This window comes from Bacillus sp. DHT2 (assembly GCF_026241455.1).
In the GTDB taxonomy this organism is placed as follows: domain Bacteria; phylum Bacillota; class Bacilli; order Bacillales; family Bacillaceae_G; genus Bacillus_A; species Bacillus_A pseudomycoides.
In genome coordinates this window covers 605576-623183 of record NZ_JAPHWH010000002.1, presented here as the reverse complement: position 1 = coordinate 623183, position 17608 = coordinate 605576, and the positions used below count along the sequence as shown (strand labels likewise).

At 36.7% G+C, this 17608-nt stretch carries 20 protein-coding genes; all 20 read left to right on the top strand.

What is annotated here, in order from left to right:
• The first annotated feature begins 13 nt into the window (after nucleotides 1–13).
• Nucleotides 14–952 (top strand): 50S ribosomal protein L11 methyltransferase, encoded by a 939-nt coding sequence (gene prmA, locus ORL93_RS08370; protein ID WP_097794436.1) that lies wholly within the window; start codon nucleotides 14–16, stop codon nucleotides 950–952.
• Nucleotides 953–1098: 146 nt separating this feature from the next.
• On the top strand, nucleotides 1099–1848 hold the full coding sequence (locus ORL93_RS08365) for a 16S rRNA (uracil(1498)-N(3))-methyltransferase (protein WP_003208529.1): 750 nt from the start codon (nucleotides 1099–1101) through the stop codon (nucleotides 1846–1848).
• A 6-nt stretch (nucleotides 1849–1854) separates the two neighbouring features.
• Nucleotides 1855–3207, top strand: a complete 1353-nt coding sequence (mtaB, locus tag ORL93_RS08360) for a tRNA (N(6)-L-threonylcarbamoyladenosine(37)-C(2))-methylthiotransferase MtaB (RefSeq protein ID WP_097794435.1) — start codon at nucleotides 1855–1857, stop codon at nucleotides 3205–3207.
• A 144-nt stretch (nucleotides 3208–3351) separates the two neighbouring features.
• Nucleotides 3352–4017, top strand: coding sequence for a deoxyribose-phosphate aldolase (deoC, locus tag ORL93_RS08355; RefSeq protein ID WP_097794434.1), 666 nt, complete (start codon nucleotides 3352–3354; stop codon nucleotides 4015–4017).
• Between the two features lie 319 nt (nucleotides 4018–4336).
• On the top strand, nucleotides 4337–4510 hold the full coding sequence (gene rpsU, locus ORL93_RS08350; RefSeq protein WP_000048061.1) for a 30S ribosomal protein S21: 174 nt from the start codon (nucleotides 4337–4339) through the stop codon (nucleotides 4508–4510).
• Nucleotides 4511–4525: 15 nt separating this feature from the next.
• Nucleotides 4526–4969: a GatB/YqeY domain-containing protein gene (locus ORL93_RS08345; RefSeq protein WP_003200639.1), complete on the top strand. Its 444-nt coding sequence runs from the start codon at nucleotides 4526–4528 to the stop codon at nucleotides 4967–4969.
• A gap of 107 nt (nucleotides 4970–5076) precedes the next feature.
• Nucleotides 5077–5373 carry a sporulation protein YqfC gene (gene yqfC, locus ORL93_RS08340; RefSeq protein WP_003200641.1) on the top strand — a complete coding sequence of 99 codons (297 nt, stop codon included), beginning with the start codon at nucleotides 5077–5079 and terminating at the stop codon, nucleotides 5371–5373.
• A gap of 133 nt (nucleotides 5374–5506) precedes the next feature.
• Complete coding sequence (yqfD, locus tag ORL93_RS08335) at nucleotides 5507–6706, top strand: sporulation protein YqfD (RefSeq protein WP_097794433.1); 1200 nt, start codon at nucleotides 5507–5509, stop codon at nucleotides 6704–6706.
• A gap of 3 nt (nucleotides 6707–6709) precedes the next feature.
• Nucleotides 6710–7669: a PhoH family protein gene (locus ORL93_RS08330; protein ID WP_003208528.1), complete on the top strand. Its 960-nt coding sequence runs from the start codon at nucleotides 6710–6712 to the stop codon at nucleotides 7667–7669.
• Between the two features lie 243 nt (nucleotides 7670–7912).
• The gene (locus ORL93_RS08325) at nucleotides 7913–10057 is read left to right on the top strand and encodes an HD family phosphohydrolase (RefSeq protein WP_033799707.1); all 2145 of its coding nucleotides are present in this window, start codon (nucleotides 7913–7915) and stop codon (nucleotides 10055–10057) included.
• Complete coding sequence (gene ybeY, locus ORL93_RS08320) at nucleotides 10054–10524, top strand: rRNA maturation RNase YbeY (protein ID WP_018782551.1); 471 nt, start codon at nucleotides 10054–10056, stop codon at nucleotides 10522–10524. The genes ORL93_RS08325 and ybeY overlap by 4 nt, the downstream gene beginning before the upstream one ends.
• Nucleotides 10521–10874, top strand: coding sequence for a diacylglycerol kinase family protein (locus ORL93_RS08315; protein WP_033799103.1), 354 nt, complete (start codon nucleotides 10521–10523; stop codon nucleotides 10872–10874). Before ybeY ends, ORL93_RS08315 begins: the two co-directional genes overlap by 4 nt.
• Before the next feature lie 103 nt (nucleotides 10875–10977).
• Complete coding sequence (locus ORL93_RS08310; RefSeq protein WP_006095994.1) at nucleotides 10978–11376, top strand: cytidine deaminase; 399 nt, start codon at nucleotides 10978–10980, stop codon at nucleotides 11374–11376.
• Nucleotides 11369–12274 (top strand): GTPase Era, encoded by a 906-nt coding sequence (gene era / locus ORL93_RS08305; RefSeq protein WP_018765845.1) that lies wholly within the window; start codon nucleotides 11369–11371, stop codon nucleotides 12272–12274. The genes ORL93_RS08310 and era overlap by 8 nt, the downstream gene beginning before the upstream one ends.
• Before the next feature lie 109 nt (nucleotides 12275–12383).
• The gene (locus ORL93_RS08300; protein WP_000883924.1) at nucleotides 12384–12527 is read left to right on the top strand and encodes a YqzL family protein; all 144 of its coding nucleotides are present in this window, start codon (nucleotides 12384–12386) and stop codon (nucleotides 12525–12527) included.
• Nucleotides 12528–12560: 33 nt separating this feature from the next.
• On the top strand, nucleotides 12561–13307 hold the full coding sequence (gene recO, locus ORL93_RS08295) for a DNA repair protein RecO (RefSeq protein ID WP_016116361.1): 747 nt from the start codon (nucleotides 12561–12563) through the stop codon (nucleotides 13305–13307).
• A 107-nt stretch (nucleotides 13308–13414) separates the two neighbouring features.
• On the top strand, nucleotides 13415–14047 hold the full coding sequence (gene ccpN / locus ORL93_RS08290) for a transcriptional regulator CcpN (RefSeq protein ID WP_097794432.1): 633 nt from the start codon (nucleotides 13415–13417) through the stop codon (nucleotides 14045–14047).
• 29 nt (nucleotides 14048–14076) lie between these two features.
• Nucleotides 14077–14889 (top strand): pyruvate, water dikinase regulatory protein, encoded by an 813-nt coding sequence (locus ORL93_RS08285; protein ID WP_003200663.1) that lies wholly within the window; start codon nucleotides 14077–14079, stop codon nucleotides 14887–14889.
• Between the two features lie 390 nt (nucleotides 14890–15279).
• Nucleotides 15280–15738 (top strand): YaiI/YqxD family protein, encoded by a 459-nt coding sequence (locus ORL93_RS08280; RefSeq protein ID WP_265958847.1) that lies wholly within the window; start codon nucleotides 15280–15282, stop codon nucleotides 15736–15738.
• Between the two features lie 38 nt (nucleotides 15739–15776).
• The gene (gene dnaG / locus ORL93_RS08275) at nucleotides 15777–17573 is read left to right on the top strand and encodes a DNA primase (protein ID WP_097794430.1); all 1797 of its coding nucleotides are present in this window, start codon (nucleotides 15777–15779) and stop codon (nucleotides 17571–17573) included.
• Nucleotides 17574–17608: the final 35 nt, after the last annotated feature.

Sequence of the window (17608 nt, the reverse complement as noted above, 5' to 3'; positions counted from 1 at the left end):
GAGTTGGTAAATTGTGAAATGGTCAGAAATTAGTATTCATACAATGGAGGAAGCAGTAGAAGCTGTTTCTCATATTTTACACGAAGCAGGTGCTAGCGGTGTAGCGATTGAAGACCCGGCAGAGTTAACAAAAGAGCGTGAGCAACAGTATGGTGAAATTTATGCGCTCAATCCATCTGAATATCCAGAAGATGGTGTGTTAATAAAAGCATATTTTCCACAAACGGATTCTTTACATGAAACAGTTGCGAGTGTAAAATCATCTATTGATGTACTTCCATCTTTCGACATCGAAATTGGTACAGGAAATATTACGATTAATGAAGTCGATGAGGAAGACTGGGCTACTGCTTGGAAAAAATATTATCATCCAGTTCAAATTTCTGATACATTCACAATTGTGCCAACTTGGGAAGAATATATACCTTCTTCTCCAGATGAAAAAATTATTGAATTAGATCCAGGGATGGCATTTGGTACAGGGACACATCCAACAACAACGATGTGTATTCGTGCGTTAGAGAAAACAGTGCAGCCAGGTAATACCGTAATTGATGTTGGAACAGGTTCTGGTGTATTAAGTATTGCTGCAGCAAAATTAGGTGCAGCATCTGTTCAAGCGTATGATTTAGATCCAGTTGCAGTTGAAAGTGCGGAGATGAATGTTCGTTTAAATAAAACGGACGGTATCGTATCTGTCGGACAAAATAGTTTATTAGAAGGTATTGAAGGACCAGTAGATTTGATTGTAGCAAATTTACTTGCAGAAATTATTCTTCTATTCCCTGAAGACGCAGCGAGAGTTGTAAAACAGGGTGGACTATTTATTACATCTGGTATTATTGGAGCAAAAGAAAAAGTAATCTCTGAGGCGTTAGAAAAAGCTGGATTTACAATTGAAGAAGTGTTGAGAATGGAAGATTGGGTAGCAATCATTGCACGAAATGCGTAATATATAATTTATGTTAATAATGAACGAAAGAGTCTCTCGCTATATGAAGTGAGAGACTTGCCGTTTGTTATATTAAAATGATAACGTTTCGTTCTTTTCGTAAGGGAGGACTTACGAAAGGAACGAAACTTTACTAAGGTGATGAGATGCAACGTTATTTTGTAGAAGAGAAGTATGTAAATGATGCAAGTATTCGTATTGTAGGTGATGATGTACATCATATCGCAAGAGTGATGCGCATGTCAGTTGGTGATCACATTTATTGCTGTGTAAACGGTAAAACAGCAATGTGTACAATTGCTGAAATTACCAGTGAATTTGTGGATAGTGCTATTGTAGAATGGGTAGAGGCGTCAAGTGAACTGCCAGTGTTCGTGACGATTGCAAGTGGACTGCCAAAAGGAGACAAGCTAGAGTTAATTTTTCAAAAAGGAACTGAGCTTGGGGCGGCCGCATTTTTACCATTTCAAGCATCTCGTTCTATTGTAAAATGGGATGCAAAAAAAGCAGATAAAAAAGTTGAGCGCTTGAAAAAAATTGTGAAAGAAGCTGCAGAGCAATCGCATAGAAGTGAAATTCCAGCTGTACATGCTCCGGCATCATTTAAACAATTGCTTGCGATGAGCAGTGATTATGATGTTTGTCTTGTTGCGTATGAAGAGGAAGCAAAGCAAGGCGAAAAAGCTAATTTTGCGAAGGCTTTAACGGCACTTGAACGTGGTCAAAAACTGTTGGTTGTATTTGGCCCAGAAGGTGGTTTATCTGAGGAAGAAATTTCTGCGCTTCGTGAACATAAATTTATACCATGTAGTTTAGGGCCGAGGATTTTACGAACAGAAACGGCGCCGCTTTATGCGTTAAGTGCCGCTTCTTATCATTTTGAATTGATGGGGTGATGATCAATGGCAACTGTTGCGTTTCACACGTTAGGTTGTAAAGTAAACCACTATGAAACAGAAGCAATTTGGCAATTGTTTAAACAAGGTGGTTATGAAAGAACTGAATATGAAAAGAAAGCTGATGTGTATGTAATCAATACATGTACAGTAACAAATACTGGAGACAAAAAAAGCCGTCAAGTTATTCGACGTGCTGTACGTCAAAATCCAGACGCTGTTATTTGTGTAACAGGATGTTACGCACAAACATCTCCAGCGGAAATTATGGCGATTCCAGGCGTAGATATCGTTGTTGGTACGCAAAATCGTGAGAAAATGCTAGGGTATATTGAAGAGTTCCGTAAAGAACGTCAACCAATCAATGCTGTCCGTAACATTATGAAAACACGTGTATATGAAGAGCTTGATGTACCGTATTTCACTGACCGTACACGTGCATCTTTAAAAATACAAGAAGGTTGTAATAATTTCTGTACGTTCTGTATTATTCCTTGGGCACGTGGTTTAATGCGTTCTCGTGATGGAAAAGAAGTTATTCACCAAGCGCAGCAATTAGTGGATGCAGGTTATAAAGAAATCGTCTTAACTGGTATTCACACAGGTGGATATGGGGAAGACATGAAAAACTACAATTTAGCTGGATTGCTTCGCGATATGGAAGCAGAGGTAAATGGCTTGAAACGTCTTCGTATTTCTTCAATTGAAGCGAGTCAAATTTCAGATGAAGTAATTGAAGTATTAGATAAATCTGAAGTAGTTGTCCGTCATTTGCACATTCCACTACAATCAGGTTCTAACACTGTACTAAAACGTATGCGCCGTAAGTATACGATGGAATTTTTCCAAGAGCGTTTAGATCGCTTGAAAGAAGCGTTACCAGGCCTTGCGATTACATCCGATGTAATTGTTGGCTTCCCTGGTGAAACGGAAGAAGAATTTATGGAAACATACAATTTCATTAAAGAAAACCGTTTCTCTGAATTGCACGTGTTCCCTTATTCAAAACGTACAGGAACACCTGCGGCTCGTATGGATGACCAAATTCCTGAAGAAGTAAAAAATGATCGTGTTCATCGTTTAATTGAATTATCGAATCAGTTAGCGAAAGAATACGCATCTCAATTTGAAGGTGAAGTTCTTGAGATTATTCCAGAAGAGCCTTTCAAAGACGGCGATCGTGAAGGATTATATGTAGGTTATACAGATAACTATTTAAAAGTTGTGTTTGAAGGATCTGAAGAATTAATCGGCAAACTAGTAAAAGTGAAAATTACAAAAGCTGGTTACCCATATAACGAAGCGCAATTTGTTCGTGTTCTTGAAGATGATGTGAAAAAAGAATCAGCAAGTGCGTAAGAGAAAAGCATGCAAACGAAAAGGGTTTGCATGCTTTTTTCTTTGCTGGAGAAGTTAAGATATGAAGTTGTAATATTTCATGCTATAATGCTAACCGTTATGGTTGTCAGACAACCGTGTAGTGAAGAAAGGGGCATATGAAAAATGAACTATGCAAAGTTAATTGACCACACATTATTAAAACCGGATACAAAAAAAGAAGCGATTGTTACATTATGTGAGGAAGCAAAGAAACATGACTTCGCGTCTGTGTGTGTAAACCCTACTTGGGTTGAAACTGCAGCAGAATTATTAAAAGGTACAGATGTAAAAGTTTGTACAGTAATCGGTTTCCCTCTTGGAGCAAATACACCAGAAACAAAAGCGTTTGAAACGCAAGATGCAATTGCAAAAGGTGCAACAGAAGTTGATATGGTAATTAATATTGGTGCATTAAAAGATAAAAATGATGAATTAGTAGAGCGCGACGTTCGTGCGGTTGTAGAAGCTGCAAAAGGAAAAGCACTTGTAAAAATTATTATTGAAACATGCTTATTAACAGAAGAAGAAAAAGTTCGTGCTTGTGAATTATCTGTAAAAGCAGGTGTAGATTTTGTAAAAACATCGACTGGCTTCTCAACGGGCGGGGCAACAGTAGAAGATGTAGCACTAATGAGAAAAACAGTTGGGCCAGAAATCGGTGTGAAAGCTTCTGGTGGTGTTCGTAACGGAGAAGATATGGACGCGATGGTAGAAGCGGGAGCAACACGTATTGGTACAAGTGCTGGTGTTGCACTAGTAAGTGGGAAAACAGCAACAACGGATTATTAATTTAAAAGCGGAGCCGACTGTTTAGTCCTATCTGATAAGCTTGTTATCTTCTTGTATGGAAGGTAAAAGAAACGAATCCATCTAGCTATTATAGCTAGATGGATTGAATTGTTCAAAAAATAAAATATACATTAGCTGTAATGTATGATTTGAACAAATTTAGATAGAAGAAGGGCATCTACTCTTCTTTTATTCTGTCAAATAGTTGACCTGAAGTAACAAAATGTATTATAATCGTAAAAGACATGCTGAAGAAGTGTTTCTTTTTGCATGCTGAAGTTAGTATGTAAGTGTGATGTTTCGGAGGGAGGGAAAGAGAATGTCAAAAACAGTCGTTCGTAAAAACGAGTCTTTGGAGGATGCACTTCGCCGTTTTAAAAGATCGGTTTCTAAAACTGGTACACTTGCTGAAGCAAGAAAGCGCGAGTTTTATGAAAAACCAAGTGTAAAACGTAAGAAGAAGTCTGAAGCGGCAAGAAAGCGTAAATTCTAAGAGAGGGTGTAAGTTATGAGTCTTCTCGGTCGTTTAAACGATGATATGAAACAAGCGATGAAGAATAAACAAAAAGAAAAATTAACCGTTATTCGTATGGTTAAGGCTGCTTTGCAAAATGAAGGAATTAAACTGCAACATACTCTTACTGAAGAAGAGGAATTAACAGTTTTAACTCGTGAAGTAAAACAGCATAAGGACTCCCTCCTTGAATTTAAAAAAGCGGGTCGTGATGACCTTGTTGATAAACTGCAAAATGAAATTCAGATTTTAAATACGTATTTACCTGAACAACTAACAGAAGAAGAGCTAGTGAATGTAGTTAAGCAAGTTATTTCTGAAGTTGGTGCTGCTTCTAAGGCAGATATGGGTAAAGTGATGAGTGCTGTTATGCCGAAAGTAAAAGGTAAAGCAGACGGATCACAAGTGAATAAGCTGGTTGCACAGCTATTAGCATAAAAAAGCGTCTCATGAGAAATGAGACGTTTTTTTATGCTTTTTTCTTTTTGGACGTGATATTACAAGCTCTTTTTTCATACATATGGGATGAGAGGGGGGTCTTGGAGATGAAGAAATTAGTGCAAATGAAAAATTGGCTAACAAAGCAAATAGACCTACCAGTGGATGTACTAATGGATCTACCTCGTATTACCCTTGTCGGGCAAGTACATATTTATATAGAAAATCATCGAGGGTTATTAGTATTTACAGATAAAGAAGTGCGGTTGTTATTGAAACATGGTCAACTATTAATAAAAGGGCAATCGTTTGTTATTAAAACAATTCTTCCAGAAGAGCTTTTGCTTGAAGGGATTATTGAACAAGTAACGTTTTTAGAAAATGAGAAGAAAGATAAATTATAATGAAACTTCCATTAGTGAAGTTTTTCTTCTTATTTCGTTTCGTACGAGCTATTTGAATGTTAAAAGCTGAAGAAAGCACTACGAAAATAGTGGCGTAACATTTGTGCTTTTGAGAAAGGTAGTGGGACGGACGATGAAAAATCAATGGTTCACACGATGGCTTGGGTATGTGAAGGTTCGAATTGAAGGTAGAGGAGCCGAGCGTTTTATTAATGAATGTGTGCGCAGAAATTTAGTCGTATGGGAAGTAAAGAAGATTGCAGAAGATACATTAGTATTTTGTATGTTGCTTCGTGATGTGAAGCGACTGAGACCGATCTATCGAAAAAATGAATGTAAGCTATACTTTATTGGACGTTTCGGTTTTCCGTTTTTGAATAAGCGTTTGCTTAAGAATAGTGGTTTTTTAATCGGTTTTCTTATCTTTTTTTTCGGTATGATTGCTTTATCAAATATGGTCTGGAAAATCGAGATTACAGGGGCAAAACCGGAAACGGAATATATTCTTATAAAAGAATTGGATAAAATGGGCATTAAAAAAGGAAGACTGCAATTTCAAATGCCGAATGTAGAAGATGTTCAGCGTCATTTGACAGATAATATTAATGCGATTACATGGGCTGGCCTAGAGATAAAGGGGACAACATATCATTTTAAAATTGTTGAAAAAAATGAGCCGGAGAAGGAGAAAGAGCAAAAACCACAAAATTTAGTTGCCAAAAAAGAGGCAATCATTACAAAAACATTTGTGGAAACTGGAAAACCAGTTGTAATGAAAAATGATTATGTGCAAAAGGGACAACTTCTTGTGTCAGGGATGTTTGGAAAAGAGGATAATCCAACGATTGTTTCTGCTAAAGGAATTGTATATGGAGAAACGTGGTATGAATCTGAAGTGACAGTTCCTTTAAAAACAACATTTCAAGTGTATACAGGAAATTCATATAATGAGCATTATCTTCGTCTTGGAAGTGTTAAAATAAAAATATGGGGATTTCAGCATGATAAGTATAAGCGGTCTCGTACTGAAAATGTCAAACATGATGTGAAACTGTTTGGTTTTATATTGCCTATTTCCTATGAAAGGGAAATTGTGCGTGAAGAGGAAGAAGCGAATCGTGAATATACAGAAAAACAAGCAATGCGAGTAGCGAAAGAAATGGCTGAAAAAGAACTAAAGAAAAAATTGGATGAACATGCTATGATTGTAAGTGATAAGATTTTGCACAACGAGGTTGAGGCGAATCATCTAAGAGTAACATTACATTATACAGTGATTGAAAATATTGCAGAGCCACAACCGATATCTGAATCCGATATTCAAGGAGACTGAGTAATGGCAGAACAATTAATAGAAATGAATCAACAAGTGGAAAATCCTAATGAAGCAATTGCTCTATTTGGAGTGAATGATGCACATTTAAAAGTAATTGAACGAGAACTTGCCGTATCTATCGTAACGCGAGGTGAATCTGTTCGTGTATCTGGAACAGATGAAACCGTGGCGCTTGTTGAAAAAATTTTACAGCAATTACTTGCTGTTATTCGTAAAGGTGTATCAATCTCGGAACGAGATGTTGCATATGCAATTCAGCTTGGACGTCAAGGGAAAATAACTCATTTTGAAGAGCTATATGAAGAGGAGATCTTTAAAACAGCAAAAGGTAAATCCATCCGTGTGAAAACAATGGGTCAAAGACAGTACATTCATGCGATGAAGAAGAATGATATTGTATTTGGAATAGGGCCTGCTGGTACAGGGAAGACATATTTAGCTGTGGTAATGGCTGTACGAGCATTAAAGCAAGGGTATGTAAAAAAGATTATTTTAACAAGACCAGCTGTAGAAGCAGGGGAAAGCTTAGGTTTTTTACCAGGTGATTTAAAAGAAAAGGTAGACCCTTATTTACGTCCTTTATACGATGCGCTTCATGATATTCTTGGGCAAGAATATACACAGCGTATGCTAGAGAGAGGAACGATTGAAATTGCACCTCTTGCATATATGAGGGGACGTACGCTGGATGATTCTTTCGTTATTTTAGATGAAGCTCAAAATACAACTGGTGCTCAAATTAAAATGTTTTTAACTCGCCTAGGTTTTAGTTCGAAAATGGTTGTTACTGGCGATCCGTCGCAGGTTGATTTACCGAAGGGGGTAAAGTCGGGACTTTCAATTGCTGCGAATGTTCTATCAGGTGTATCAGGGATTTCATTTGTTAAATTAGAGCAATCGGACGTTGTAAGACATCCCCTTGTGCAGCGGATTATCGAGGCATATGATAAAATGGAATGATCCTATTTGTAAGGATCATTTCTTTTTGTATGGTAGAGATAGATGAAAGGGTTGGCGAATAGCCTATTTTTTACTATCATTAAAGGGTGGACAAGTAGATTCATTTACTTGTGAATGTGCAGTGCAATGTAGAAGCCTGCTTATAAAAAGCCCGATTGGTGGGGGTTAATCATTGGTGGGGATAAAAAACTCCCGTTGATTAAAGATTCACTTTATGTCTGGAGAGGAGAAGGTATTGAAATCATGTCAAGATCTCAAGAAATTTCTAGGTGGTTTCGTAACATACAACATTCGAAAAAATTAAGCTGGATTTCTTATATTTTATTAGGAGCGGTACTGTTTTTTGCACTCATGAACAATGTGAAACCAGAGCAACTAGATGTTAAAATGCTATCTATTTCGAAACAAACAATCCACTCTCCTATCAAAATCGAAGATAAAGTAACGACGGATAGAAAGAAGAGAGAAGCTGCTCAAAAGGTAGAGGACCAATATACATATCGAAGTGAATACAAGCAAAATAAAGTAGATATTGTAAACTCTGTCTTTTTAGCGATAGAAGAAGTGGAAGCTGACACGAAGGCTGCTGGTCCTGATGAACAGAAAAGGATTTCTGCTGCAGAACGATTGGAGAAATTAAAGAAGAAATTGCCTACAGATTTAACAAAAAGTTTATCTGATTCTGTGTTGTTACAGTTTGTAAATGCTGAACCAGGTCAATTGTCATTAGCAAGAGATGCTATGGTAACAGCGATTAATAATATTATGAGTACTCACATTAAAATGAATGAAGAAAATGATGCGAGAGAACGATTTGTCAATGAAATACGCAATGTTAATGTGAATAGCGATTTAAAAGACGCACTTAACGTACTTGGAAAATATGCAATTGAAGCAAATTATTTCTATGATTCAACTGCTACAAAAGACCGGAAAAAAGTAGCGGAAGATGCAGTTGCGCCAGTTTATATTCTTCAAGGGCAAATTCTTGTGAAGGAAGGCGACACGATTACAAGAGAAGTATATGATCAATTGAAATTAGTTGGGCTTCTTGAACAAGGAAATACATTTCAGCCATTTGTAGGATTAGCAATCATTATTGGTGTACTCCTATTCTTTATGCATAAGCAATTTGAATCGTTTTTAAAATTGAAAAGAGAAGAAAAACCATATATTTTAGCTTATACAACAATTGTAGCGATTACAGTCGTTTTGATGAAAATCATTAGTTTGTTTCAAAAGTTGGAATATGCCGGTATCGCATATGTTGTTCCGGTCGCGATGGGAACAATACTAGTAAAATTAATGATTGGTGATCGTTTTGTTTTTATAACAAGTATGATCTTCTCTGTATGTGGGAGTATTATGTTTAATGAAGGTGTAACGAGTACACTGAATTATAGTGTAGGTATTTATGTTTTATTAAGCTCGTTATCGGTTAGTATCTTTTTGAGAGAGAAAAATCGACGTTCGATGATCTTACAAGCGGGCATCCTTGTTTCTGTTCTAAATGTAGTTGTATTAGCTGCGCTATTACTTTTGCGTAATGGAAACTTCTCGCCGCTTGAAATTGGTTCACAATTATTAATGGCTGCTGCTTCTGGTATCATCTCATCCATTTTAGCTATGGGGATTTTACCGTATTTAGAAAGTGGTCTTGGAATTGTATCAAGTATGAAGCTTATGGAGCTTTCAAGCCCGAATCATCCGCTCCTTCGTAAAATTTTACTAGAAGCACCGGGAACATATCATCATAGCGTTATGGTTGCTAACCTTTCTGAGGCAGCTTGTGAGGCTGTTGGAGCAAATGGAGTTTTAGCACGTGTTGGTGCGTATTATCACGATATTGGGAAAACAGTGCAGCCTCATTTCTTTATAGAAAACCAAATGGGGATTGAAAACCCGCATGATAAATTAGATCCTGAAATGAGCAGAGATATTATTATTGCTCATGTGACAAATGGAGTAAAAATGTTAGAAGAACACCATATTCCGCAAGAAATTATTGATATTGCAGGACAGCATCATGGAACGACATTACTTAAATATTTTTACTATAAAGCGATTAAAGAAGATAAAGAGAGATATACAGAAAAAATGTTCCGTTATCCAGGATCAAAAGCGACGTCAAAAGAGTCTGCAATTGTTGGGATTGCGGATAGCGTCGAAGCAGCAGTGCGTTCTATGAACCATCCGACACCAGAACAAATTAATAATTTAGTACAAAGTATTATAAAAGATCGTTTGCAGGATGGACAATTTAGTGAATGTAATTTGACATTTAAAGAATTACAAATTGTTGGGAAAACTTTATGTGAAACGTTAAATGGTATTTTTCATTCTCGTATTAAATATCCGGAACCGCCGGAAGAAAAGGGGACAGAATGAGTTTATTAATAGATTTTTTTGATGAAACAGAAGAAGTGAAAGAAGAATATGTGAATATGATTTGCGATTTGCTAGAGCAAGCTGCACGAATGGAGAACGTAGAAGATGGAACAGAGCTTTCTGTTACATTTGTTGATAATGAACGTATTCAAGAAATTAATCGTGATTATCGCGACAAAGATCAACCGACAGACGTTATTTCTTTTGCAATGGAGGATATGGGAGAAGGAGAGATGGAGATCGTTGGCGCGGAAATGCCGCGTATGCTAGGAGATCTTATTATTTCTATTCCAAGAGCGAAAGAACAGGCTGAAGAATATGGGCATTCCTTTGATCGTGAATTAGGATTTTTAGCGTTGCATGGATTCTTGCATTTACTTGGTTATGATCATATGACAGATGAAGACGAACAAGAAATGTTTGGAAAGCAAAAAGAAATTTTAGAGGCGTTCGGATTAGGTAGATGAAAAAAGGAAAACTTATAAATAGTTTTGGATATGCTATAGCTGGTATATACTTTTGTCTTCGTCACGAACGAAATATGAAAATTCATTTTTTGGCCGCAGTTATTGTTATATGCTGCGGCTTTTATTTCCGTGTAACGAGAACGGAATGGCTCATATTACTCATTACAATTGGAATTGTCATGGGTTTGGAAATGGTCAATACGGCAATTGAAAAAACAGTTGATTTAGTCACAGCGGATTTTAAACCATTTGCGAAAATTGCAAAGGATGTTGCTGCTGGTGCAGTGCTATTATTTACTGTTATAGCTGTTATAATTGGTGCTATTATCTTTTTACCTTATATGGTATAGTTGCATTCCAAAGCTTTTGTTATGCTTTGGTAGCGTTAAGAACGCCGTTAATGAAAGTTTCATTTTATCTTTTCACAATTGTGAATGGAAAGGATGCGAGAGCATGAACAGCAAAGAATTAATTCAAGAAGCAATCGAAGCGCGTAAACAAGCGTATGTACCATATTCTAAGTTTCAAGTAGGTGCAGCATTATTAACGGAAGATGGAAAAGTATACCGAGGATGTAATGTTGAAAATGCATCATATGGATTATGTAATTGTGCAGAAAGAACAGCTTTATTCAAAGCAGTTTCTGAAGGAGATAAAGAATTTGTAGCCATTGCGGTAGTAGCGGATACGAAGCGTCCAGTACCTCCTTGTGGAGCGTGCCGTCAAGTTATGATAGAATTATGTAAACAGGATACGAAAGTATACTTATCAAATTTACATGGTGACGTTCAGGAGACAACAGTTGGAGAATTGTTACCAGGAGCATTTTTAGCGGAGGATTTACATGAATAGAAAAGGTTATAAATCAGGTTTTGTCTCTATAATTGGAAGACCGAATGTTGGAAAGTCTACATTTTTAAATCGAATTATCGGTCAAAAAATTGCAATTATGAGCGATAAACCACAAACAACTCGTAATAAAATTCAAGGTGTATACACAGAAAATGACTCACAAGTTATCTTTATTGATACGCCAGGAATACATAAGCCGAAGCATAAATTAGGCGATTTTATGGTGAAGATGGCACAAACGACATTAAAAGAAGTTGACATTGTATTATTTATGGTCAATGCTGCTGAAGGTTTTGGTCGTGGTGAAGAGTTTATTATCGAAAAATTACAAGAAACAAAGCAACCGGTATTTCTAGTAATCAATAAAATTGACCAAGTTCATCCGGAACAATTGCTGGAATTAATTGATCAATATCGTAAGTTACATGAATTTGCAGAAATTGTTCCGATTTCTGCATTGGATGGTAATAATGTTGAGGCGTTAATCGGTGCGATTAAAAAATATTTACCTGAAGGACCACAATACTATCCAGACAACCAAGTAACGGATCATCCAGAGCGATTTATTATTGCTGAGCTTATTCGTGAAAAGGTACTTCATTTAACACGTGAGGAAGTACCACATTCGGTAGCGGTTGTGATTGATGCGATTCAAAAGCGTGAAGGTGGAGCGGTCTATGTGAATGCGACAATTATTGTAGAGCGTCCATCGCAAAAAGGAATTATTATCGGAAAACAAGGGAAGATGCTGAAAGAAGTTGGAAAGCGAGCTCGCTTTGATATTGAAGCACTTCTTGGTTCAAAAGTATTCTTAGAAGTGTGGGTAAAAGTACAAAAAGATTGGCGTAATAAAATGTCACAACTTCGCGATCTTGGTTTCCGTGAAGATGAGTATTAATAGAAATTAGGAAAATTTTTCTCACATGAAAATGGACAAAATGGGTCATTTTAATAACAACAAAAGAAATTGGTTTATATGCTACGCTTACTGAGAAAGGTGGATTCTTATGCTAGATTTTACCTGGAAGTTTTTCTCCAAAACAGGAAGCATTGAAACGTATTTGCTTTTGAAGGAAATGGAAAAAGACGTAAACGATGAGATGGATCAACATGAAGAGGAGCTAGCGCATCTAGATTCTCCAATTTCTTGACCCGTTTTGTTCAAACCTTGGATGGTGACAAACATGTTTCAAAAAGTTGAGGGAATTGTCATCCGGACAACAGATTACGGAGAAACGAATAAAATTGTTACGATATTTTCCCGTGAGCTTGGAAAGGTAAGTGCAATGGCAAGAGGGGCGAAAAAACCGAAAAGTAGGTTAGCATCTATTTCGCAACTTATGATGCACGGTCACTTTCTGATTCAAATGGGGTCTGGACTTGGGACTTTGCAACAAGGTGAAATAATTTCATCTATGAAAGAAATTCGTGAAGATATATTTTTAACTGCTTATGCATCATTTATCGTGGAATTGACCGATAAAGCAACTGAAGATAAGAAACATAATCCGTATTTATTTGAAATGTTACATCAAACGTTGCACTATATGTGTGAGGGTGTTGATGCTGAAGTATTGTCTTTAATTTATCAAACGAAAATGCTCCCAGTACTAGGGATGCATCCATACTTTGATACATGTGCAATTTGTCACCAAGAAGCAGATTTTGTCGCCTTCTCTGTCCGAGAAGGCGGTTTTCTGTGCTCGCGTCATGCGCAGCAAGATCCATACCGTATTCCGGTGGGAGAGGCTGTTCATAAATTGCTACGTCTCTTTTATCATTTTGATTTAGCTCGCCTTGGTAATGTATCTGTTAAGGATGGAACGAAGCGGCAAATACGTACAGTATTAAATACATATTATGATGAATATTGCGGAATCTATTTGAAATCAAGGCGTTTTCTTGAACAACTTGATAAATTTCAAATATAATGAGGACCATATATAGGTCCTTTTTACATACTTTCTTTTTCAAAAAGCATATTTAGTATATAATATTTAAGAGATAGTATAACTTTTTTCGTTTTGCATTGAAGGTGGTGATTATCATAGAACTGAATAAACGGCAAGAACATATCATTCAGATTGTAAAAGATCACGGTCCTATTACAGGGGAATCAATTGCGGCACAATTAAATTTAACACGTGCAACATTAAGACCTGACTTAGCGATTTTAACGATGGCAGGTTATTTAGAAGCACGTCCACGTGTCGGTTATTTTTATACAGGGAAAACTGGGGGACAGTTATTATCAGAAGCTGTTAAGAAAGTTAAGGTACAAGATTATCAATCTAGACCGGCTGTAATTGATAAAAATATTTCCGTATACGATGCGATTTGTACCATGTTTTTAGAAGATGTTGGTACTTTATTTGTTGTAGATCAAGCGACGCTTCTAGTTGGGGTAGTTTCTCGTAAAGATTTATTACGTGCAAGCTTAGGAAAGCAGGATTTAACATCGCTTCCGGTTAATATTATCATGACAAGGATGCCAAACATCGCAATGTGCCGTAGAGAGGATTCTCTATATGATGTTGCGATGGAATTAATAGAAAGACAGATTGATGCTGTACCAGTGGTAAAAGACACGAAACAAGGGTTAGAAGTTGTTGGTCGAATTACAAAAACAAATATTACGCGTGCGTTTGTAAATTTAGTAAACAATGAATAAGTGTAATTTGTTTAAAGTGAGGTAATGTAATGGATAATAAAATCGTATATGTCGTATCTGACTCTGTTGGAGAGACGGCTGATTTAGTTGTTCGAGCTGCAATGGGACAGTTTCCATTTGCTCCTGATATTAGACGTGTACCGTATGTGGAAGATACAGGGACATTAAAAGAGGTAATTTCAATTGCGAAAAGTAATCGAGCGCTTATTTGCTTTACGTTAGTAAAACCAGAAATGCGTCAGTATTTGTTAGCAGAAGCGGCAAAAGAGGGTGTAGAGGCATATGACATTATCGGGCCTCTTATCGATCAAATCGAAGAGATTACAGGACAAGTTCCAAGGTATGAACCTGGTGTTGTTCGTAGATTAGATGAAGAATATTTTAAAAAGATTGAAGCAATTGAGTTTGCTGTTAAATATGATGATGGTAGAGATGCACGTGGGATTTTAAAAGCTGATATCGTTTTAATTGGGATATCACGTACATCAAAGACGCCACTTTCACAATATTTAGCTCATAATAAACGATTGAAGGTTGCGAACGTACCACTTGTACCAGAAGTGGATCCGCCTGAAGAATTATATCAAGTTGCAAAAGAGAAATGTTTCGGTTTGAAAATTACACCGGATAAGTTAAATCACATTCGAAAAGAACGATTAAAATCACTTGGGTTAAGTGATGGAGCAACATATGCGAACATCAATCGTATTAAAGAAGAAATTGATCATTTTGAGAAGGTAGTAAGTAAAATAAACTGTCAAGTTATTGATGTGTCAAATAAGGCAATTGAGGAAACAGCGAATATTATTGTGAATGCAGTGCAAAACCAAAAAATGTTTTAGCACATTTACCAAGGGTGAATGTGCTTTTTTCGCTCAAGATAAAGAAAAACTTTAATCAGTGGAGTTCTTCATCTTTTACTATTTGGGCTTTTACGGGTAGGTTGTCCCCGGCTTAACCTTTTACTTTAATCTGAATTTTGAAATGGGAGTATTACTGCCCGTGAATAGCCGGATAAAATTTTAAAGGATATGTAGCGAAGTTAGAGAAAATATATTATAATAAAAAATTGTGATAAAAAGGTACATTTTACGTTTAGACTTTAATTTTTCAGAATAAACTAGGGATAGGATTTACGGAAAAGGTATGTATTTACGTAAAATCGACAAAAATCTGGACAAGAAAACGCACATTATGGAAGGATTCACAGAAGGGATGTAGAATACAGAAATATGCAAAACATCAGCAAGATTCTAGTTGATACAGATGCATGTCCTGTGAAGGATGAAATTGTGCAAACTGGAACAAAATTCCATGTCGAAATTTTGTTTGTCGCATCCTACGCCCATCGTTCGAAAAAACAGCAAGAGAATTGGATATATGTGGATTCTGAGCAAGATGAGGTGGATTTTTATATCTATAAACACGCCAAAGCTTCAGATCTCGTAATCACACAGGATATGGGACTTGCTGGTCTTCTTGTAAAAAAGGGAGTATATGTATTATCTCCACGAGGTACATTTGTGACTGATGAGCAAATGGATACAATTTTATATAGTAGGTATGTATCTGCGAAGTTACGCAGACAAGGGACCTACACAAAAGGTCCAAAAGCATTTTCAACCCATGATCGACAATGCTTTTTAATAAATTTAGAAAAAATATTGTCGAATTATAAAGGAATCCTTTAATTTGTATCGAATACAAAATACGACACGGAGATGGAGTTATGGGGAACAGAATTCCCGAAGAAGTTGTTGAACAGATTCGGACAGCATCTGATATTGTAGAAGTGATTGGTGAGTATGTTCAGCTCAGAAAGCAAGGGCGCAATTATTTTGGGCTTTGTCCATTCCACGGTGAGAATTCACCTTCATTTTCTGTTTCATTAGACAAGCAAATTTTTCATTGCTTCGGATGTGGAGAGGGAGGAAATGTTTTTTCATTTCTCATGAAGATGGAAGGGCTCTCTTTCATAGAAGCTGTGCAAAAGCTAGGAGAAAGAAATAATATTTCGGTTGTAGATTATACATCAGGACAAGATCAACAAGAGAACATATCTGATGACAGTGTCATTATGTTACAGGCTCACGAACTTTTGAAAAAATACTATCACCATCTTTTAGTAAATACTGAAGAGGGAAATGTAGCTCTTTCTTATTTACTAAATCGAGGTATTACAAAAGAGATGATTGCAAAGTTTGAAATTGGTTATGCATCTCCAGGTTGGGATGCAGCAGCAAAAATATTACAAAAAAGAGGTTTTTCGTTATCGACCATGGAGCAAGCTGGCTTGCTTGTGCGGAGTGAAAGGGATGGCAGTCACCATGACCGTTTTCGCGGAAGGGTTATGTTTCCCATTCACACACTACAAGGAAAAGTCGCAGCGTTTAGTGGAAGGGCGTTGGGGGATGATACTCCGAAATACTTAAACAGCCCAGAAACACCTATTTTTTACAAAAGCAAATTGCTGTATAACTTCCATCAAGCAAGACCGTTTATCAGAAAACGAGGGCAAGTTGTTCTATTTGAAGGATATGCTGATGTATTAGCTGCTGTAAAAAGCGGGATTGAAGAATCAGTTGCGACGATGGGAACAGCTTTAACAGAAGAACAGGCAAAACTTCTGCGGCGTAATGTTGAAACTGTTGTTCTTTGCTATGATGGTGATAAAGCAGGACGAGAAGCGACGATGAAAGCAGGACAATTGTTATCGCAAGTTGGTTGTCATGTGAAGGTTACTTCATTGCCAGATAAGCTTGATCCTGATGAATATGTGCAACAATATGGAACAGCGGCGTTTGAAAATCTTGTAAAGGCTAGTATAAGTTTTGTTGGATTCAAAATAAATTACTTGCGTTTAGGGAAAAATTTGCAAGATGAGTCTGGTAAAGAAGAATATGTGAAAAGTGTTTTAAAAGAGCTAGCATTATTGCAAGATGCAATGCAAGCGGAGTCGTATTTAAAATCATTATCGCAAGAATTTTCTTACTCAATGGAAACACTTTTAGGTCAATTGCACCAATATCGCAAAGAACAAAAGATACAGCAAAAACAAACGAAACAAATTTCTAAGCCGCCTCAAATTGTTCAGGCAAAACCGAAATTTTCAGGTTTTGAAAGGGCAGAAAGAGAGCTCATTTACCATATGTTACAAAGTGCCGAAGTTGCTTTCCGTATTGAACCTCATATAGAAGATTTTCATACGGAAGAACATAAAGGGATTTTATATGAACTATATGCATATTATGAAAAGGGAAATGAACCTTCAGTCGGGAATTTCTTGAGCTGGCTCTCTGATGAGAAATTGAAAAATATTATCACCAATATTTCAACGGATGAATTCATTAATCCAGAATACAGTGATGAAATATTGCAAGGTCACTTAGAGGCGCTAAGCCGCCACAAGCAAAAGCTTAAAAAGATGGAAACCATTTTTGCATTAAAGCAAATGGAAAAAACAGATCCAGTAGAAGCTGCAAAATTTTATGTAGCATATTTACAAAATCAGAAAGCAAGAAGATAGCTTTTTGTATAAAATTTTATTATAATGAATGTTTG